Consider the following 18,714-nt stretch of genomic DNA (forward strand, 5'->3'; position numbering starts at 1 on the left):
CAGGGATGCGGGTGCGTCCCCCCTCGTTTCGGAACCATAGGTGTCGGAGATTGTTCCCCCTTAGATCATTGCGTACGCGCAATTTCCCCGCAACGGTGCTAAGGAGGCGCGACGCCTCGTGGAGTTAATGTTGACAGACCGCAAGCCTGATCCCGTTCGCAAACGCAGCGTGGGCGGAGGTTCGCAGCAGCCTGGGGCGCGTCCGCCCGGCTGGGCGCAGGGGTTGCGCAATCTTTACGACAGCGTTGTTAGCGAACCCCTGCCTGACAGCTTCGACGATCTGCTCAAGAAGCTCGATCAGGCCGGCGATGACTGATCGCACGCAGCAGCGCCGCTCCAGCGATCACGATGACCAGGACGAGTTCCGCAACGACCTGCTGGCCCTGCTTCCACACATGCGCGCCTTTGCGCGCGGCCTGTGCGGACGGCCCGAGCAGGCCGACGATCTGGTGCAGGAAACGGTCATGCGCGCATGGACGGCGCGGGACAGCTTTTCGCCCGGCACCTCGATGAAGGCCTGGACCTTCACGATCATGCGCAACCACTTTCTCAACGACCTGCGCAAGAACCGCAGGCAAACCCAGCTGGATCCCGAAGTGGCCGAAACCACTCTGGTAGCGCGGGCAACGCAGGAAGAGGGCGTGCACATGAGCGATCTGCAGCGCGCGCTCGACAAGTTGCCGGATGAGCGGCGCGAGGCGTTGTTGCTGGTCGGAGCAGGCGGCTTTTCGTATGAGGAAGCCGCATCGATCTGCGGCGTGCCGATCGGGACAATGAAGAGCCGGGTCGCTCGCGGTCGGGCACAACTCCACACGATCCTCGAACCGGCGGGGGAAAGCGTCGCCTACAGCCCGGCCTGACTGTTGCCTTCCCGGGGTGCAGCCCCGGCCGGTGGATCCAGCCGGGGGCTGCGTTGCTTAGCCGGGATAGGTCCAGGGATGCTTGCTTGCGAAATTCGCGTCGGCGAAAGCCCAGTTGAGAATGCCCAGCGCCGCGGTGAGGTATGCCTTCCGGTCGTTCTTGCGATCGAGATAGTAGGCGTGTTCCCACACGTCGATAACCAGCAGCGGACGGCCCTTCGCATCGGTCAGGGGGCAGCCAGCATCGTGGGTGGTGGCCACGCTCAGGCTCTCGCCGTCTGCCAATAGCCACGCCCAGCCCGATGCGAAATGGCCTTCTGCCTCGGCTGAAAGCTTTTCGAGCATGTCATCGTGCGACCCGAACGACTTCTCGATGGCAGCCGCCAAGTCGGCACCCGGCTTGCCGCTTTCGGGGCTCAGACTGTGCCAGTAGAATCCATGATTCCACGCCTGAGCGGCCTGGTTGAACAGCTTGGCATCGTCTTTTTCGGCGGCCGCCTTGACGATGTCGTTAAGGCCGGCATCGGTAAGGTCGGTGCCCTCGATCGCGGCATTGGTCTTGTCGACGTAACCCTTGTGGTGCTTGCCGTGGTGTAGCTCCAGCGTGGCGGCCGAAATGGCCGGAGCAAGCGCGTCCTTGGCGTAGGGCAGGGGGGTCAGTGCAATCGGCATGAATGAACTCCGGAGGGATTGAGAGAAACGACATGCGGACATGACTTGGGGGCGGCAGCCTAATGCTGACCGCCCCCAGGCCTGTTCCGGTTCCGGGCGCTGCGGGGAGCGCCCGGAAGGCTTTGAAGACTTAGCGGACCGAACCGCGACGGAAGAGATTAACGACCGCCAGCAGGATGACCGCGCCGATGAACGACGAGACCAGCGACATGACGTCGAACGAACCGCTGGTGATCGGAGCTCCGCCGATGAGCGGGGTGACGAGGAAGCCGGCAATCAGCGCGCCAACGATGCCGACGACGACGTTGAGGATGATGCCCTGCTGGCCGTCCGTGCGCATCACCATGCTGGCGAGCCAACCGATGATGCCGCCGACGATGAGGAGAATGATAAGTCCCATTTTGCGAAGTCCTTTGCCTGCTTGTTCCTGTCCATCAAAACTGGCCAGGACAACAAAGGTTCCAAACTGACGCCTTTGCCGAACAAATTGAATCGTTGAGCACCCGTTCCGGGCCTGCGCTGCTGAGCGCGTCATGCAAGGAGAAGGGAACCTGCACGTAACGCGCGCGTGCGTGCGAGGAGCCTTGCGCTGCGCGCCGCGCATGCGGGAACGCTTTCGAGGTCGCAGTGTTGTTAAGGGCAGGACCTCGCGCTGCGATGCCCATTTCCGAAACCGTCGATACCCAGGAGGTTTTCATGGCCGGACCGCTTTTTGCCCTGATCCTGCTCGGCTGCACCGATGCCGGCGACGGCTGCACGCGGCTCGAAGCGCCTGTGCAGACCTATGAGACCCGGGCCGAATGCGAAAAGCGGCAGGAAGCCGCGCTCCAGTCCGACGCATCGCTGCGCGCCGACTATCCGGTCGTAACCGCGCAGTGCCGTATCCATACGGCCGCCCGCGCCAAGACCCCAAAGCGCCTCCTCGCGCTATCCGAAACCCGCTGATCCGGAGACCCCCATGAAGTCGCTCTCGTCACTCCTGCTGTCCGGCCATATCGCCGAGACGATCGCCCGCATTACGCCCAACCCGCTGCTGCGCTCGGGCGCTTCGGCGCTGGCCGTACGCTGGGCCATGCGCTCGGTCCCCGCGGCCCTTGCCGTCGTCGCAGCCGGCGCCGCCTATCGTTATTTAACCAAGGATGGCGCCGCCACGAAGCGCAAGCCAGCATCGCGGACAACCTCGCATCGCAAGGCCCCTGCGGCCAAGCGCACGGCATCGAAATCGCGCACCGGCCGCGCCAAGGCGGCTCCGGCAGCGGCCGCAGCCTGATCCACGAGAGGAACGAGACATGGCCCAGGCCCAATTCAGTCCAGCCGACAGCATCAAGTCCGACGCCTCGGTTGATCGTGCGCCCGATCCGCGGCGCCATTATACCAGCCCAGAGGATCTGGCTGACGATGTCGAGCTTGACCGCGCGACCCGTGAATCCTTGCTGCGACAATGGAAGGACGAAGTCGACGCCCAGCTAGCGGCCGAGGCCGAGGGCATGAGCGCATCGGATCCGATCCGGGCAGAGGCTGAAGCGAGGCTGGCCAGCGAGGCTCGTCGGGTCTCCGATACGCTCATGGCATTGCAGGCTGAAAGCTCCGCCTCGCCCAACTGAGTTGCGCATAGAGTTAGGAAAACGCCCGGCCAACGGTCGGGCGTTTTTTTGTACCTTCCAGGCCGACTTCGAGGGCTGTAAAAAATTGAGGCCTCCGGCACGTTGGTGCAGGAGGCCTCGAAAAGGCACCGCCGGCTGGGTTCGGGGGGAGGGGGATCGCCAGCTGGTGTTACTAGTAGAAACCACAAGTCGGCTGCCAGTTCCCGAAAAGCGGAAAAAGTTTGCAGCATCGTGCTGATTTTTCTCTGGACCGCGCAAGGTCGCGAAATTGCACGATCTTTTGCTGCCTGGCGTTCATCGAACGGAAAGCGGAGCGACCGTAATGACCAGCGCCCATGGCCTGTGAACGCCTTTCGACGACGGTCGCGACCGCCTTGGGGCTCTGCCTCGCTCCGGTCTCGCTTGCCGATGCTCGCGCTGGGTCGGCGGCAGATCCCGGGCCCATCGTCATCGATTGCCGGATTGGACTTGGCGGAAAGCACGATCGGGCCTCTGCACGCCTTTGCGATGCTTTCGATCCCGCATTCAAGGCCGCGCTGAAGGGGCGAAACGGGATTGACCGGCTGCTAGTCACGCTCACCCGTCCGCGCGCATCCGCGATCGAGGTGGCCGTTCGCGGACTACGGGACGATCGGCAGATTGTGGTTGAGCCGTTCCTGATCGAGGTCATGGACCGGCCCCTGGCGATCGCAGACGCGGAAAAGCTTGCCCGACTTGCGGCTGAGGCTGTCCTGAAGAGCTAAAATTAACCTTTGCAAGCCAGCACAGAAGCGGCGGCACAACGATAGGGTCGTGGGTATGGGGTTGGAAATCGAGAATGCGTTGTCCGCTTCGCCTGGCGAATCGGAAGATCCGTCATACGGCGGCACCCTCTTTCAGAGCGGTTATGACCTTGCGACCTATGCGGCGACGCTCGATACCGTGACGGCAGATGTGGGCACAACCGCAACCTTGTCACCCGGCGGCAGCGTTACGGGGGTGATCGACAATGGCACTGACCACGACTGGTATCGTGTCACCCTGACGGCGGGTCAGACCTATGTCTTTTCGACCGTGCTGCTTTCCACCATGATTGACAGCTTCATGACCCTGCGCGACGCGAACGGCACCGTGCTGGTCGAAAACGACGATGCTATCTCGGGCCGGTACCACCAGACCTTCTCCGAAATCCTCTATACGCCGAGCGCCTCGGGCACGTACTTCGTCGACGTAAGCGGCTTCGATGCCGATGTCGGCGAATTCTTCGTGACCATGGTCGGCCCGACCGGCGATGCGATCGCGTCGAGCCGGGCCACCACCGCATCGATAGCGGTTGGCGGTGCGGTCAACGGCCAGATCGACAGCCAGGGGGATCACGACTGGTACGCGGTGCAGCTTGTCGCCGGGCAGTCCTATGTCTTTGCGACCGCGGCAGGAGCCGGCGCAGGGATCGACAGCACCATCATGGTGCGCGGGAGCGACGGGACGGCCATGGCGTTCAACGACAACGCTGAAGGCACCTTTTCAAGCATCCGGTTCACGCCGACCACCAGCGGAACCTATTACGTCGACGTCGGCGAAACCGCCAACAACGCAACCGGCACCTACCAGCTCAGCGCGGCCATCGCGCCGGCCCTTCCGGTCTACACCAACGACGAGATCGCGACCCAACTGACGACAACCTACTGGAACGGCTCGCCGCGGCACTTCAACGTCGCGCCGGGAGGCACGCTGACCGTCAACCTGACGGCGTTGACGGCCGATGGCCAGTTCCTCGCCCGCGAGGCCCTCGCGCTGTGGAGCGACGCAACCGGGATACGCTTCTCGGAAGTGGCGACCGGCGGCCAGATCGTGTTCGATGACAACGAGGCAGGGGCATCGTCGTCGTTCATCCTCAGCAGCACCGGGATCATTCGCAGCGCGTCGGTCAACGTGTCGACCGCTTGGCTGACGGACTACGGGACCACGCTGCGCAGCTATTCGCTGCAGACCTACGTCCACGAGATCGGCCATGCCCTCGGTCTTGGCCATGGCGGCAATTACAATGGCGATGCCAATTACGCCGTGGACGCCACTTACCAGAACGACGCCTGGGCGACCACGGTCATGAGCTACTTCAGCGAGAGCGAGAACACCTATTTCGCCAGTCTGGGTTTCACCACGCAGTATTCGGTCACGCCGATGCTGGCCGATCTGATTGCGGTTGCGCGTCTTTACGGCAGTCATGCGCTGACCCGCACCGGCGATACGGTCTATGGCGTCGGCAACAACACCGGGCGCGCGGTGTTCGACGCCGTTGCCGGGCAGACCGCGGTGTCCTTCACCATCATCGACAACGGCGGAACCGACACGGTCAATTTCTCGGGATATGCATCCAACGCCCGCATCAACCTCAATCCCGAGACGTTTTCCGACGTCGGCGGGCGGGTCGGCAACATGGCGATCGCGCGCGGCACGATCATCGAGAACGCAGTAGGCGGGGCAGGGGCCGACGTCCTGATCGGTAACGCAGCCGCCAACCGGCTCGAGGGTGGTGGCGGTATCGACCGGTTCTACGGCGGCCTGGGCAACGATACCTTCGTGGTCGACGCCCAGGCCGAACTGGTGTTCGAGAACGCGGGCGAGGGTACCGACACGGTCGAGACAAGCGCCAGTTACTACTTGTTCGCGAATATCGAGCGGCTGGTCCTGCTGGGCTCGTCCGTGATCTTCGGCGTGGGCAACGAGCTCGACAACCTGATGACCGGCAACGGCGCTGAAAACCTGATGCTCGGCGGGATCGGCAACGACGATCTGCGTGGTGGCGGGGCGCGCGATTCGCTGTTCGGCGAAGCTGGCAACGACAACCTGTTCGGCGAAACCGGGATCGATTACCTGGCCGGTGGGACCGGCAACGACACGCTCGATGGCGGCGACCAGGCCGACGAGCTCTATGGCGAGGACGGCAGCGACACGCTGATCGGCGGCGCGAGCTTCGATACCGACATTCTGGTCGGCGGCAGCGGCGACGATACGATCCGCGGCGACAGCGGACTGGGCGACTACGACCGGATGTATGGCAACCTTGGCAACGATACCTTCTACGTCGATACGCCGGCCGACCTGATCTTCGAGCAGATCGGCGAAGGCAGCGACAACGTGATCGCCGATATCACCGGCGCAGGTTTCTATCTCTATGACAACGTGGAGAATCTGGTCCTGGCTGGCGCCACACCGTTCGGGGTTGGCAATGCACTGGCCAACGGCCTGACCGGCAATTCATCGGCCAATTACCTGCTGGGCGGGGCCGGCAACGACACGATCAACGGCAAGGGCGGAAACGATGTGCTGTTCGGCGAAGCCGGTGCCGACACCTTCGTCTTCGATGGCGCGAGCGGCCAGGACGTGATCGGCGATTTCCGCCGGGGCGAGGACCGGATCCAGCTGATCGGGTCGCTGTCATCTTTCGCCCAGGCCCAGAACTCGTTCCACCAGAACGGGACGGACGGCGCGATCGATCTGGGCGGCGGCAACTTCGTGGTGCTGCAGGACGTGCAGCTCAGCACCCTTACCGCAGCCGACTTCATCTTCGGCTGAGCGCGAGAAGGGCAGGCATTGCGCCTGGCCCATGCCTTACCGCTCAGCCGCCGGGCCGGTTCTCGAGCAGATGATCGACCACGCCCGGATCGGCCAGCGTCGAGGTGTCGCCAAGATTGCCGACGTCGTTCTCGCCGATCTTCCTGAGGATGCGGCGCATGATCTTGCCCGACCGGGTCTTGGGCAGGCCGGGGGCGAACTGGATCACGTCGGGCGTGGCAATCGGGCCGATCTCCTGGCGAACCCACTGCACCAGTTCCTTGCGCAGCGCATCGTCCGGGTGGACGTCCGCGTTGGTGGTGACGAAGGCGTATATGCCCTGACCCTTGATCGCGTGCGGCATCCCGACCACGGCGGCTTCGGCCACCTTGGCGTGGGCGACCAGCGCGCTCTCGATTTCGGCGGTGCCCATGCGGTGCCCCGAGACGTTGATCACGTCGTCGATCCGGCCGGTTATCCAGTAATAGCCGTCCTCGTCGCGGCGGCAACCGTCGCCGGTGAAATAGAGCCCCTTGAATGTGCTGAAATAGGTCTGGAAGAAGCGCTCGTGATCGCCCCAGACGGTGCGCATCTGCCCGGGCCAGGAATCGGTGATGACCAGGCAGCCTTCGCCCGCGCCCTCGATCGGCACGCCTTCGCTGGTGACAAGCATCGGCTTGACCCCGAACATCGGCTTGCTCGCCGAACCGGGCTTGAGCGGGGTTGCCCCCGGCAGCGGGCTGATCAGCGTCGCGCCGGTTTCGGTCTGCCACCAGGTGTCCACGATCGGGCAGCGCCGTTCGCCGACGACGCGGTGATACCATTCCCAGGCTTCGGGGTTGATCGGTTCGCCGACCGAGCCGAGCAGGCGCAGGCTCTTGCGGCTGGTGCGGGTGACATAGTCGTCACCCTCGCGCATCAGCGCGCGCAGCGCCGTGGGCGCGGTGTAGAAGATTTCCACCTGGTGCTTGTCGATGACCTGCCAGAAGCGGCTAGGATCGGGGTAGTTGGGCACCCCTTCGAACATCAGCGTGGTCGCGCCGTTCATCAGCGGGCCGTAGACGATGTAGCTGTGCCCGGTCACCCAACCGACATCGGCGGTGCACCAGTAGATCTGGCCCGGGCGGTAATCGAAGACGTAGCGATGGGTCATCGAGGCCCACAGCCCATAGCCGCCGGTGGTGTGCAGCACCCCCTTGGGCTTCCCGGTCGAGCCCGAGGTGTAGAGGATGAACAACGGGTCTTCCGCGCCCATCTCCTCGGCCGTGCAATCGTCGCTCTGCGCGGAGACGTCCTGGTGCCAGTCGATGTCGCGGCCGTCCTGCATCGTGACCGCGCCACCGGTCCGCTTCAGTACGACGACGGTGTGCACCGAAGGCAGCTTGGCGAGCGCGACATCGACATTGGCCTTCAGCGGCACGGCCTTGCCGCCGCGCAGCCCTTCGTCAGCAGTCAGGACAACGGTGCTGTCGCAGTCCTCGATGCGGCTGGCCAGCGAATCCGGGCTGAACCCGCCGAAGACGACCGAATGGATCGCGCCGATCCGCGCGCAGGCGAGCATCGCCACCGCCGCTTCGGGCACCATCGGCAGGTAGATCGTGACCCGGTCGCCCTTCCTGACCCCGCGCGCTTTCAGAAGGTTGGCAAAGCGGCAGACATCGGCGTGCAACTCGCGATAGGTGATGCGGCGGGCGGGTTCGTCCGGGCTGTCCGGTTCCCAGATGATCGCAACGGTATCACCGCGTTCTGCCAGGTGCCGGTCGAGCGCATTGGCCGCGAGGTTGAGCGTCCCGTCGCCGAACCAGCGGATTCCGAAATCGGCCTCGTCGAAGCTCGTTTCCTGGACCGTGGTGAAGGGCTTGATCCAGTCGAGCCGCGCCGCTTCCTCGCGCCAGAAGGCGTCGCTGTCTTCGACCGATCGGCGGTACATTTCGGCATAACGAGCCTCGTCGACCAGGGCGGTCCGGGCCCATTCCTCGGGCACGGGATAGACGGCCTCGCTCATGCCGGAAACTCCTCTCGCAGCGTCGCGGCGCCGCCTATCTGACCATGCCGCGCGAATGGGCGGCGATGCGGCTCTTGCCACCACAGGTCGTCACCATGCAAGACGCATCGAGCGTTTCGCATGCCGGCCCACGATGATCCCTTCGGCCCCCTTGGCAGGGCCGGCCGCATCGGGCTAACCCTCAGCCACGACACAGGGGCAAGGGGACGGGATTTGGCCAACCAGGACGCCGCATCAACAAGCGCGAACGGTACGGGGCAGAACGAGAAGCTGGTCATCGCCGCGTCGTCGCTCGGCACCGTGTTCGAATGGTACGATTTCTACCTCTACGGCCTTCTCGCGACGTTCATTTCCAAGGTGTTCTTCGCCGGCGTGAACGAGACGACCGGCTTCATTCTCGCCCTCGGCGCCTTTGCCGCGGGGTTTGCCGTGCGGCCCTTCGGCGCAATCATCTTCGGGCGGATCGGCGACCTGGTCGGACGCAAGAACACCTTCCTCGTGACCATGGGCCTGATGGGCGTATCGACCTTCGTCGTCGGTCTCTTGCCGGGCTACGAAAGCTGGGGTGTCGCCTCGCCTATCATCCTGGTGCTGCTGCGCATTGTCCAGGGGCTGGCGCTGGGCGGCGAATATGGCGGCGCGGCCACCTATGTGGCCGAACACGCGCCCGACAACCGGCGCGGCCTCTACACCAGCTTCATCCAGATCACCGCGACCTTCGGCCTGTTCGCGGCGCTGCTGGTCGTGCTCGGCTTCCGCACCGCGATGGGCGAGGAAGCCTTTGCCGCCTGGGGCTGGCGGGTGCCGTTCCTCATCTCGATCGTGCTGCTCGCCGTATCGCTGTGGATCCGGATGCAGCTCAACGAAAGCCCGGTCTACCAACGGATGAGGGACGAAGGGACGACCAGCAAGGCCCCGCTGACCGAAGCCTTCGGGCGGTGGAGCAACCTGCGCTTCGTGCTGATCTGCCTGTTCGGCGCCGGCATGGGCCAGGCGGTGGTATGGTACGGCGGACAGTTCTACGCGCAGTTCTTCCTCGAAAAGACCATGAAGGTCGATGGCGCGACCACCAACGTGCTGATCGCCACGGCGCTGCTGCTCGGCACCCCGTTCTTCGTCTTCTGGGGCTGGCTGTCGGACCGGATCGGGCGCAAGTTCATCATCCTTGGCGGCTGCGCGCTGGCCGCGCTGACCTATTTCCCCGCCTTCCACCTGCTGTCCGAGGCGACCAACCCGGCGCTCAACGCCGCCACCCAACGCAACCCGGTGACAGTCACCGCCGCGCCGCTGGACTGCTCGTTCCAGTTCGATCCGGTCGGCCGCAACAAGTTCGACAGCACGAGCTGCGACATCGCCAAGGCCTATTTCGCGCGCAACGGCCTCAACTACGTCAACCGCGAAGCGCCGGCTGGAACCGTCGCCTCGGTCAGCGTTGGCGGCAGGGTGATTGCCGTGCCCGATCCGGCGCAGGTCAGCGGCGCCGAGCGCGACCAGGCGATCAAGGCCTTCGGCGGCGCGATGACAACGGCGCTCAAGGACGCGGGATACCCCGTCAGGCCAAACCCCGCCGCGGCCAGGGATCCCAAGGCCCCCGCACTGGTGTTCTTCGCCGACACCGCGCGGATCGACAAGCTGCGGGCGATCGCGATCCTGTTCTACCTCGTCCTGCTGGTGACCATGGTCTACGGCCCGATTGCGGCCATGCTGGTCGAGCTGTTCCCCAGCCGGATCCGCTACACCTCGATGTCGCTGCCCTACCACATCGCCAACGGCTGGTTCGGCGGGTTCCTGCCGACCACCGCCTTCGCCATGGTCGCGGCCAAGGGCGATATCTATTACGGGCTGTGGTATCCGGTGGTGATCGCGGCGGCGACGGTGGTGATCGGATTGCTGTTCCTGCCCGAAACCTTCCGCCGCCGGATCGACGACTAGAAGGTCATCGCCCGCAGCACAGGCAGCGCCTCGTCCAGCGATCTGGCGATCATCGCCACCATGTCGTCGATCTGGCTGCGCTCGATGATCAGCGGCGGGCACATGACGATGGTGTCGCGGATCCCGCGGACCATCAGGCCGTTCTCGATGCACAGGTCGCGCACCACCGGCCCGGCGTTGCCCTCGGCGCCGCCCCACCTCTTGTTGGTGCCGGGTTCAGCCACGATCTCCACTGCACCGAGGAGGCCGATCGAGCGCGTCTCGCCGACCAAAGGATGCCCGTCGAGCCGCTTGAGCGCTTCGGCCAGATAGGGGCCGACATCGTTCTTCACGCGGTCGCAGAGGCCCTCGCGCTCCATGATCTCGATATTGCGCAGGGCGACCGCGGCACAGACCGGGTGGCCCGAATAGGTGAAGCCGTGGACGAAATCGCCGCCGGTCTTGAGCACCTCGACGATGTCACCCGACACCGCGTTGGCGCTGATCGGCAGGTAGCCCGACGACAGCCCCTTGGCCATCGGCACGATATCGGGAGTGAAGCCCAGCGTCTGGTGGCCGAACCATTCGCCGGTGCGGCCAAAGCCGCAGATCACCTCGTCCGCCACCAGCAGGATGCCGTACTTGCGGCAGATCGCCTCGACCGCCTGCCAGTACCCCGGCGGCGGGATGATCACGCCGCCCGCGCCCTGGACCGGCTCGCCGATGAAGGCGGCAACGTTTTCCGGGCCGACCTCCAGGATGCGCTCTTCGATCGCGGCGGCGCAATCCTTGCCAAACTGGACCGGGTCCGTGCCGAAGCCCTCGCCGAACCAGTAGGGCTGGCGCACGTGCTCGACGCCGGGGATGGGAAGGTCGCCCTGCGCGTGCATTCCCTTCATGCCCCCCAGGCTGACCCCCGCGACGGTGCTGCCGTGATAGGCGTTCCAGCGGCTGATGAAGACCGTGCGCTTTGGCTCGCCCTTCAGCTTCCAGTAGTGCCGCACCATGCGAAACACGGTGTCGTTGGCTTCGGAGCCCGAGGCGTTGAAGAACACGTGCTGCAGCTTGCCGCCGGTCAGGCTCGCGATCTTGGCGGCGAGCATGACCGTGGGCGGCGTAACCGTCTTGAAGAAGGTGTTGTAGAACGGCAGTTCCATCATCTGCTCGTAAGCGACGTCGGCCAGTTCCTTGCGGCCATAGCCGACGTTGACGCACCACAGCCCGGCCATGCCATCCAGGATGCGGTTGCCGTCGCCATCGTGGATGTAGCAGCCTTCGGCATGGGTCACGATGCGGCTGCCGCCCATGTCCTCGATCAGCTTGTAATCCTGCTGGGCAGGCAGGTGGTGCGCCACGTCGAGGCGCTTGAGTTCGGCGATATCGTAATTGCGGGGCATGGGGTTTCTCCCTTGGTCTGACAGGTGCGGTGACGGGCGCAAGGCGCCGCGCCGCGCGTCAGGGAGAAAAGCCGATCCGGGCCAGAAAACGGTTGGTGCGGGTAACGCGCAGCGTCACCTTGTGTGACCTTGCGCGCTGGAAGTTCACAAACCTGACAGGGTGCAGGCGAAGAAAAAACGCCTGCGCCGGTGCCGGGATGGGATGCACGGAGGGGCGTCCCGGATTTGCGCATCTCAGGGCAAGGCGAAGGGGCGCGGTCACGGGCAGTACTGTGCCAACGTCTGCAGGGTTAGGAAAGGGGAAGGTTGGTGCGCGGGGTTAGTTTTGCGTGTGGCGGGATGGCTTCACCTGCGATCAGGGATGATGCCGCGTCGCGATCGAGCGCCGCCTGAAGTCCCGCGGGATTGATGGTGACTGTGCTCGTCGAACCCGACGAGCGAACGCGGAGCAGAGTGGCAATACGCACAAAGACGGTGCGTTCGTTTCCTTCGAACGCCTCTTCATCGGTTTCGACGTCGTAAGTTCCGCCAGGTTGAACGCCGTCAAGCTCGGGCAGCGCGAACGGTGCATTGAATGTTACCTGTGTGCGGGTCGTCCTGATAGCCATCACATTCACCTGATCCACGGTCCGGCCGCATGACCTAGGAATTGCGGATGGTCTCCAGCCCCTTTACGCTGCCCGGTTTCTGGCTGGGCTGCGACGCATTCGTCTTGGGCTTCTCAGCCTTGGGTTTGCGAACTTCCCTATTCGATTTTCGTTGACCCTTGGCCATGTCTTATCTCCTTGATGTCAGCCGCCGTCGGGGCGGCCGTTCAGCGTGGTGTGGTCAGATTGAGCTGGTGCAAGCCGCGCCAGCTCCACTCTCACGATCGCCTCACCAGCTTTGCTTTGAGTCGCTAGTGCGATCGGGCGTCCGCCCAGCCCGGAGTGTTCGGTGTTCAGGAAGACAATTGCCGCGTCCTTGCCAAGGATCTGAAACGCCAGGGTTGCAATGTTACCTTGCCGCGCCGCTTCGTCGGGAGGCATTCGCACGGCGTTTCTTCGCCTGCGCCAGTGGGCTGCAGGAGGCGTTTGCCTGTCTTCGCGGTCAGATGCTTCCAGAAGCAGGTTTGCGGGGGCGCTCAACTGACTAGGTACCATATCATGGTCGCCATCGCACCGAGCGGCAGAAAAAAGCCCAGGTAGTCGGGCCTCGATTTGTAGCGTGCGGTCATGACAGCTCGCGTTCCAGCTTGGTCATCCGGCGCGCCTGCGCGATCGCGTCGGTTAGGCTCGTGTAACGGAAGCCGCCAACAGAGTAGGTTTCCGTCACATGACGGATGACCCCGAGCCTTTCGGCTAACTCAGCATCCGGAATGCTGCCGCCTTCGTTCTCCCAAGACTCAGTCCTGATAATAGCGGCGGTGTCGGTAGAGGGGTGAGACATTGATTTGCTCCTGCTGCAAGCGGGAGCCCAGAGTCTCTCAGTCGCGGGCGCTCAAGAAAAGATGCCACTGCGATTAGGTCTATATAGGGATGACCGCGCCCCGTACAAGGACAGCGAAAGGACTGGCGCTAACCCGACTTGCTGTCGGCGGCCTCTTGAATGCGCTTCACCCGGGTATATTCCTCGCGATGAGTGTGCCCGCCGCTACGACCTTTGGCAGCGGTTGATGAGGTAACCGCTGATGATGCAGGTTTCAATGCGCTCCTAAGTCGAGCGCAATCCCTTACATCCGCGTTGCGTTCTATATCGCCAGTCCGATGGCCGCCCAGCAAACTAGTTGCGATAGACGCGCGAAAGTCAGCTTCCCCCGCCAAAGCAGTCATTCAGCTGTTTTGACTTCGCCGGCCTAAGCGGACGACCATTAGGATCGAAATGATCCCAGCCACCAAACGTCAACTCACTCGGCTTCCCCGCGCAATGCGCGGCCCAGCAGGTGGAAATAGGCGGCGCTGTCGGGGTTGGTGTCGGCGTCCCACTCGGGGTGCCATTGCACCGCGACAAGCGGCGCGCCGTTCGGGCGGGAGGAGTAGGCTTCGACCAGCCCGTCGGGCGCGGTGGCTTCGACCGTGAGGCCCGGAGCGAGGGTGCCGATGCCCTGGTAGTGCACCGAATTGACCACCGCGTCGCTCTTGCCCAGCGCGCGGGCAATCACGCCGCCTTGGCTCATGTGCACGGGATGGAGGTGATCGAACATGGCATCGAAGGCCGCGCCATCGGGCGCATGGTGGCGGATCAGTTCTTCGCTGGCCGAAGTGTCGCGGCGCAGTGTGCCGCCCAGCGCGACGTTGATTTCCTGAAAGCCGCGGCAGATGCCGAACACGGGCCGCGCGCGCTCGATCATCTGGCTGACAAGGCTGAGTGCGATTTCGTCTCGGCCCAAATCGAACGGGCCGTCGCCGTCGGTGTCGTCATAGCGGCCGGGCGCGACGTTGGACGGGCTGCCGGTGAGCAGGATACCGTCGAGCCGGTCGGCCACTTCGGCGGCGCTCATCAGGTCGGGCAGCGATGGCACGATCAGCGCGGCAACATCGGCGTGGCGCATCGCCGCGCGGATATAGCGTTCCATCACCGCCTGCGCAGGCTCGGTGCCGACCTGCCGCGTGCAGGCGATGACGCCAAGGACAGGGCGGGCAGCCATGCGCGTCAGTTGAGCAGCACGACCGGGCTGTCGGCGCGCCAGTGCATCGACACGCGGTCATCCCAGGTGAAATGCTCCTGATCGCGGCGCGACAGATTGGGGCGCGACACGCGGATCATCGCCCCGCCGTCCAGCTTGATTTCGTAAAGGGTGATGTCGCCCAGATAGCTCATCCCCTTGATCTGCCCGCGGGCCAGGTTGTAGCCCTCGGGCGCGTCCTGCCCGGCGGCGCGGATCGCCTTGCCCTCACCCGGAACGTGCAGGTAGATTTTCTCGGGCCGCAGCGCGACCCAGACGTCGGCGCCGTGCGGACCGGTCACCCCGTGGTTGAGGAAGATCTTGCCCATGCCCGGACAATCGACTGCGGCCCGGCCCGGTTCGTCAAGGATCAGCTTGCCTTCGAAGATATTCACCGAGCCGACGAAATCGGCGACGAAGCGGTTGGACGGAAACTCGTAGAGGTCGGACGGCGGGGCCAGCTGCGCGACTTCGCCCTTGTTCATCACCGCGACGCGGCTGGCCATCGACAGCGCCTCATCCTGGTCGTGGGTCACGGTGACGAAGGTGATCCCGACCTTGTCCTGAAGCTCGCTCAGTTCGAACTGCATCTGCGCGCGCAGCTTGGCGTCGAGCGCCGAAAGCGGCTCGTCGAGCAGCAGCACCTTGGGCCGCATGACCAGGCTGCGGGCAAGTGCCACGCGCTGGCGCTGGCCGCCCGACATCTGGTCGGGCTTGCGGTCCTCGAACCCCCCAAGGCTGACGAGGCTGAGCGCCTCGCGCACCCGCTCGTCGCGCTCGGCCCTGCCGACGCCTGCGATCTTGAGGCCGTAGCCGACGTTGTCCGCAACGCTCATGTGCGGGAACACGGCATAGGACTGGAACACCATGTTGACCGGGCGGCGGTTGGGCGGAATGCCGGCCATGTCCTGTCCGTCGATCAGGATCTGCCCTTCGGTCGGCAGTTCGAACCCGGCGATCATGCGCAGCAGCGTGGTCTTGCCGCAGCCCGAGGGGCCGAGCAGGCAGAAGAACTCGCCCGCCAGGATATCCAGACTGACGTTGTCGACCGCGGCGACCTTGCCGAAGCGCTTGGTGACGTTGCGGATCTGGATGATCGGCTGGGCAGTATCGGGCATCAATGGGCGTCCGCGATGGCCTTCACGCCCTGCAGTTTCAAGGCAAGGGCGGTTAGGGCGATGGTCAGGATGATGAGAATGGTCGAGGCGGCGTTGACCTCGGGCGTGACCGAGAAGCGCACCATCGAATAGACCTTGACCGGGAAGGTCACGGTATCGGGTCCGCTGGTGAAGAAGGTGATCACGAAATCGTCGAGGCTCAGGGTGAAGGCCAGCAGCGCGCCTGCCACCAGACCCGGCTTCATGTGCGGCAGGAGGACGTCGCGGAAGGTCTGCCATTCACCGGCGCCAAGGTCCTTGGCGGCTTCTTCCTGCTCGCGGTTGAAGCTGGCCATGCGGCTGCGCACCACAAGCGCGACGAAGGGGAAGCAGAAGGTGATGTGGGCGATGGTGATCGCCGACAGGTTGAGCGGCCAGGGCAGGCCGACCGGCCAGTCGATCTTGGCAAAGAAGATCAGCATGGCGACGCCCATGCAGATTTCGGGCACGATGATCGGCAGCGACAGCGCCCCCTCGACCGAGCCCTTGAAGGGAAAGCGGAAGCGCCACAGCATCAGCCCGGCCATCGCGCCAAGGATCACGCTGAACACTGTCGCCAAAGCGGCGATGGTCAGCGAATTGACCAGCGCCTCGATCAGGCCTTCGTTGTTGAGCGCCTTCTCGTAGTACTTGAGCGTGAAGCCCTTCCACACGACGTTGCGCTTGGAATCGTTGAAGCTGAACACCATCAGCACGATCAGCGGGGCGTAGAGAAACAGCATCACGCCCGCGATCCACAGCCGCATCCAGGTCTTGCGCGTATACTCAAGCGGGGCGACAGGGCGCCGCCTTCCGAGCAGGGCCATCGTCACGCCTCCGCCGGCTTGCGGCCGCGCAGCGATTGCAGCGCGATCAGGATGAACATGGCGTAGATCAGCAGGAACGACAGCGCCGCGCCGAAGGGCCAGTCGTTGGCGCGCTTGAACTGGCGTTCGATGACGTTGGCGATCATCTGGCTTTCGGTGCCGCCCATCAGGTCGGGGGTCAGATAGGCGCCCAAGGCGGGGATCAGGGTGATCATGATCCCGGCGAAGATCCCCGGCGCGGCCAGCGGCATGACGATCGTCCACAGCGTCCGCAGATGCCCCGCGCCAAGGTCAAGGCTGGCTTCGATCAGCGAGCGGTCGAGCCGGTCGAGCGCGGAATAGAGCGGCAGGACCATGAAGGGCAGGTGGACATAGACCAGCCCCAGCACCACCGCGAAGTTGTTGTAGAGCAGCTGCACCGGGCTCCACGCATCGAGCAGCTGGAGCCCGACCAGGGTCCGGAGCCAGCTTGCCCCGCCCCACAATGCGCCGAGCGCCTTGTTGGCATAGCCGTTGCCGCCCAGCACCATCATCAGCGCATAGGTGCGGATCAAGAGGTTGGTCCAGAACGGCAGCATGACGCCGAGCAGCAGCCACGGTCGCCACTTGTCGCTCGCAAAGGTGATCGCCATCGCGACCGGAAATCCGACGATCAGGCAGATCAGGGTGACCAGCGCAGCGACGGCCAGGCTCTTGAAGAAGATCGACAGGTACAGCCACTCGGTCGCGCGCTTGTAGTTGTCGAGCGTGCCGGTGATCGCGATATCGGCCGGCCCGGCGTTCTGGCCGAAGCTGTAGAGCCAGACGATTGCCATCGGCACGAGAAAGAAGACCAGCAGCCAGGTGAGCGGCGCCCCCGCGATGGCCGCGAAGGGGCGCTTGTGCTCCTGCCAGTTCTCCAGCGACACGAAGTTGCGATCAGCTCGCGCGGACGCGGGTGAAGGCTTCTTCGTACAGCGGCTGCATGTCGGGCCGGTAGGTGGCGTATTCGCACTTGGCGAGTTGGTCTGCCGGCGGGAAGATCACCGGGTTGTTCTTGTAATCGTCCGGCATCAGCGCCTTCGCTGCCGCATTGGGGGTGGGATAGAGGATCGTTTCGGTGATCTTCTTGTCCACTTCGGCGTCGAGCAAGTAGTTGATGAAGGCGTGCGCGTTCTTGGGGTGCGGCGCGCCTTTCGGGATGCACAGCGTGTCGGAGTTCAGCTGGCTGCCTTCCTTGGGCAGGACGAAGTCGATGTCGTCGTCCTCGGCCATGATCTGGGCGATGTCGCCGTTGTATTCGAGCACCAGGTCGACTTCGCCCTTCAATAGCAGGTCCTGGCCGTTGTCTTCGTGGAAGGCTTTGATGAAGGGCTTCTGCTTCACCATCATCGCCTCGATCGACTTGACGTCGGCCGGGGTCAGCGAGTTGACCGACTTGCCCAGGTACTTGCCGTAGAGGCGGAACATGTCGCCCGCTTCGGACAGCACGGCGATGCGGCCCTTGTATTCGTCGCTGTCGAACAGGACCTTCCAGCTGTCGGGCTTGGCCTTCACCTTGGACTTGCGATAACCGATGCCCAGCGTCAGCCAGGTGTAGGGCATCGAATACTTGCGGCCTGGATCGTAGGCGACGTCCATGAAGCTGGCGTCGATGTTCTTCACGTTGGGGATCGCTGCCTGGTCGAGCGCGACCAGCATGTCGGCGGCGACCATGCGTTCGACGAAGTCGTTCGACGGGACGATCACGTCATAGCCGGGATTGCCTGCGCGCAGTTTGGCGAACAGTTCGTCGTTGGATGCAAACAGCGTCATGTTGACGTCGATCCCGCTGGCGCCCTTGAAGTCGCCTAGCGTGGTTTCGCCGATATAGGTGTCCCAGTTGTAGAAGTTCAGCTTGGGCTCTTCACCCGTAGGTGCGATCTTGCCGCCGCCCGCGCTTTCCTCCTTTTTCCCGCAACCGGCGAGGCCCGCGAAACTGATCCCGACCGCAGCGGCGCCGAGCGACTGGAGCAGCGAACGCCGCCCCATGCGAAGGTTGCTGCTGTTGCTTCTGATCACGGTCATGACTCACCCCTTCGCCATGTTGCACTGCGACATGATGCTACGCGCGTTTGATCGCGCCGCAAGTGTGTATTTTGGCGC

21 protein-coding genes are annotated in these 18,714 nt (G+C 64.1%); 8 read left to right on the plus strand and 13 right to left on the minus strand.

The window, feature by feature from the left end; genetic code table 11:
* The first annotated feature begins 169 nt into the window (after positions 1 to 169).
* Both B0I00_RS07970 and B0I00_RS07975 read left to right on the plus strand, forming a co-directional pair.
* Positions 170 to 316, plus strand: a complete 147-nt coding sequence (locus B0I00_RS07970; RefSeq protein ID WP_232730165.1) for a NepR family anti-sigma factor — start codon at positions 170 to 172, stop codon at positions 314 to 316.
* Positions 309 to 860 (plus strand): sigma-70 family RNA polymerase sigma factor, encoded by a 552-nt coding sequence (locus B0I00_RS07975; RefSeq protein ID WP_100866850.1) that lies wholly within the window; start codon positions 309 to 311, stop codon positions 858 to 860. Before B0I00_RS07970 ends, B0I00_RS07975 begins: the two co-directional genes overlap by 8 nt.
* 57 nt (positions 861 to 917) lie before the next feature.
* On the opposite strand, the gene B0I00_RS07980 is transcribed toward B0I00_RS07975, so the two are convergent.
* Both B0I00_RS07980 and B0I00_RS07985 read right to left on the minus strand, forming a co-directional pair.
* Positions 918 to 1,532, minus strand: a complete 615-nt coding sequence (locus B0I00_RS07980; protein WP_100866851.1) for a superoxide dismutase — start codon at positions 1,530 to 1,532, stop codon at positions 918 to 920.
* Between the two features lie 130 nt (positions 1,533 to 1,662).
* On the minus strand, positions 1,663 to 1,932 hold the full coding sequence (locus B0I00_RS07985; protein WP_100866852.1) for a GlsB/YeaQ/YmgE family stress response membrane protein: 270 nt from the start codon (positions 1,930 to 1,932) through the stop codon (positions 1,663 to 1,665).
* Between the two features lie 296 nt (positions 1,933 to 2,228).
* Here B0I00_RS07985 and B0I00_RS07990 point away from each other — a divergent pair, with 296 nt between their 5' ends.
* The 5 genes from B0I00_RS07990 (at position 2,229) to B0I00_RS08010 (ending at position 6,691) form a co-directional block, all read left to right on the plus strand.
* Positions 2,229 to 2,477, plus strand: a complete 249-nt coding sequence (locus tag B0I00_RS07990; protein ID WP_157812500.1) for a hypothetical protein — start codon at positions 2,229 to 2,231, stop codon at positions 2,475 to 2,477.
* Between the two features lie 13 nt (positions 2,478 to 2,490).
* Complete coding sequence (locus B0I00_RS07995) at positions 2,491 to 2,802, plus strand: hypothetical protein (protein WP_100866854.1); 312 nt, start codon at positions 2,491 to 2,493, stop codon at positions 2,800 to 2,802.
* A 19-nt stretch (positions 2,803 to 2,821) separates the two neighbouring features.
* Positions 2,822 to 3,136: a hypothetical protein gene (locus B0I00_RS08000; RefSeq protein WP_100866855.1), complete on the plus strand. Its 315-nt coding sequence runs from the start codon at positions 2,822 to 2,824 to the stop codon at positions 3,134 to 3,136.
* A 335-nt stretch (positions 3,137 to 3,471) separates the two neighbouring features.
* A complete protein-coding gene (locus B0I00_RS08005; protein ID WP_100866856.1) occupies positions 3,472 to 3,879 on the plus strand; it encodes a hypothetical protein in 408 nt (135 codons plus the stop codon).
* 55 nt (positions 3,880 to 3,934) lie between these two features.
* Entirely contained in the window at positions 3,935 to 6,691 is a 2,757-nt protein-coding gene (locus B0I00_RS08010; RefSeq protein WP_100866857.1) for a M10 family metallopeptidase C-terminal domain-containing protein, read from the plus strand.
* Positions 6,692 to 6,734: 43 nt separating this feature from the next.
* Here B0I00_RS08010 and acs read toward each other — a convergent pair whose 3' ends face one another.
* A complete protein-coding gene (gene acs, locus B0I00_RS08015) occupies positions 6,735 to 8,675 on the minus strand; it encodes an acetate--CoA ligase (RefSeq protein ID WP_100866858.1) in 1,941 nt (646 codons plus the stop codon).
* 120 nt (positions 8,676 to 8,795) lie between these two features.
* Here acs and B0I00_RS08020 point away from each other — a divergent pair, with 120 nt between their 5' ends.
* Positions 8,796 to 10,607: an MFS transporter gene (locus B0I00_RS08020; protein WP_100866859.1), complete on the plus strand. Its 1,812-nt coding sequence runs from the start codon at positions 8,796 to 8,798 to the stop codon at positions 10,605 to 10,607.
* On the opposite strand, the gene B0I00_RS08025 is transcribed toward B0I00_RS08020, so the two are convergent.
* The 10 genes from B0I00_RS08025 to B0I00_RS08060 all read right to left on the minus strand — a co-directional run bounded on the left by B0I00_RS08025 (position 10,604) and on the right by B0I00_RS08060 (position 18,636).
* Entirely contained in the window at positions 10,604 to 11,983 is a 1,380-nt protein-coding gene (locus B0I00_RS08025) for an aspartate aminotransferase family protein (RefSeq protein WP_100866860.1), read from the minus strand. The genes B0I00_RS08020 and B0I00_RS08025 overlap by 4 nt on opposite strands.
* Before the next feature lie 58 nt (positions 11,984 to 12,041).
* Positions 12,042 to 12,191, minus strand: coding sequence for a hypothetical protein (locus tag B0I00_RS17170; RefSeq protein ID WP_198519175.1), 150 nt, complete (start codon positions 12,189 to 12,191; stop codon positions 12,042 to 12,044).
* A gap of 82 nt (positions 12,192 to 12,273) precedes the next feature.
* On the minus strand, positions 12,274 to 12,591 hold the full coding sequence (locus B0I00_RS08030; protein WP_198519176.1) for a hypothetical protein: 318 nt from the start codon (positions 12,589 to 12,591) through the stop codon (positions 12,274 to 12,276).
* A 183-nt stretch (positions 12,592 to 12,774) separates the two neighbouring features.
* Positions 12,775 to 13,011 (minus strand): DUF2384 domain-containing protein, encoded by a 237-nt coding sequence (locus B0I00_RS17020; RefSeq protein WP_157812502.1) that lies wholly within the window; start codon positions 13,009 to 13,011, stop codon positions 12,775 to 12,777.
* A 184-nt stretch (positions 13,012 to 13,195) separates the two neighbouring features.
* On the minus strand, positions 13,196 to 13,411 hold the full coding sequence (locus B0I00_RS08035) for a hypothetical protein (RefSeq protein WP_100866862.1): 216 nt from the start codon (positions 13,409 to 13,411) through the stop codon (positions 13,196 to 13,198).
* 457 nt (positions 13,412 to 13,868) lie between these two features.
* Complete coding sequence (locus tag B0I00_RS08040) at positions 13,869 to 14,609, minus strand: gamma-glutamyl-gamma-aminobutyrate hydrolase family protein (RefSeq protein ID WP_100866863.1); 741 nt, start codon at positions 14,607 to 14,609, stop codon at positions 13,869 to 13,871.
* A 5-nt stretch (positions 14,610 to 14,614) separates the two neighbouring features.
* On the minus strand, positions 14,615 to 15,745 hold the full coding sequence (locus B0I00_RS08045; RefSeq protein WP_100867160.1) for an ABC transporter ATP-binding protein: 1,131 nt from the start codon (positions 15,743 to 15,745) through the stop codon (positions 14,615 to 14,617).
* Positions 15,745 to 16,590 carry an ABC transporter permease gene (locus B0I00_RS08050; protein ID WP_100866864.1) on the minus strand — a complete coding sequence of 282 codons (846 nt, stop codon included), beginning with the start codon at positions 16,588 to 16,590 and terminating at the stop codon, positions 15,745 to 15,747. The genes B0I00_RS08045 and B0I00_RS08050 overlap by 1 nt, the downstream gene beginning before the upstream one ends.
* Before the next feature lie 2 nt (positions 16,591 to 16,592).
* Positions 16,593 to 17,498 (minus strand): ABC transporter permease, encoded by a 906-nt coding sequence (locus B0I00_RS08055; protein WP_100866865.1) that lies wholly within the window; start codon positions 17,496 to 17,498, stop codon positions 16,593 to 16,595.
* A 10-nt stretch (positions 17,499 to 17,508) separates the two neighbouring features.
* Positions 17,509 to 18,636 carry an ABC transporter substrate-binding protein gene (locus B0I00_RS08060; RefSeq protein WP_100866866.1) on the minus strand — a complete coding sequence of 376 codons (1,128 nt, stop codon included), beginning with the start codon at positions 18,634 to 18,636 and terminating at the stop codon, positions 17,509 to 17,511.
* Positions 18,637 to 18,714 lie beyond the last annotated feature (78 nt).

This window comes from Novosphingobium kunmingense, from assembly GCF_002813245.1.
GTDB lineage: Bacteria > Pseudomonadota > Alphaproteobacteria > Sphingomonadales > Sphingomonadaceae > Novosphingobium > Novosphingobium kunmingense.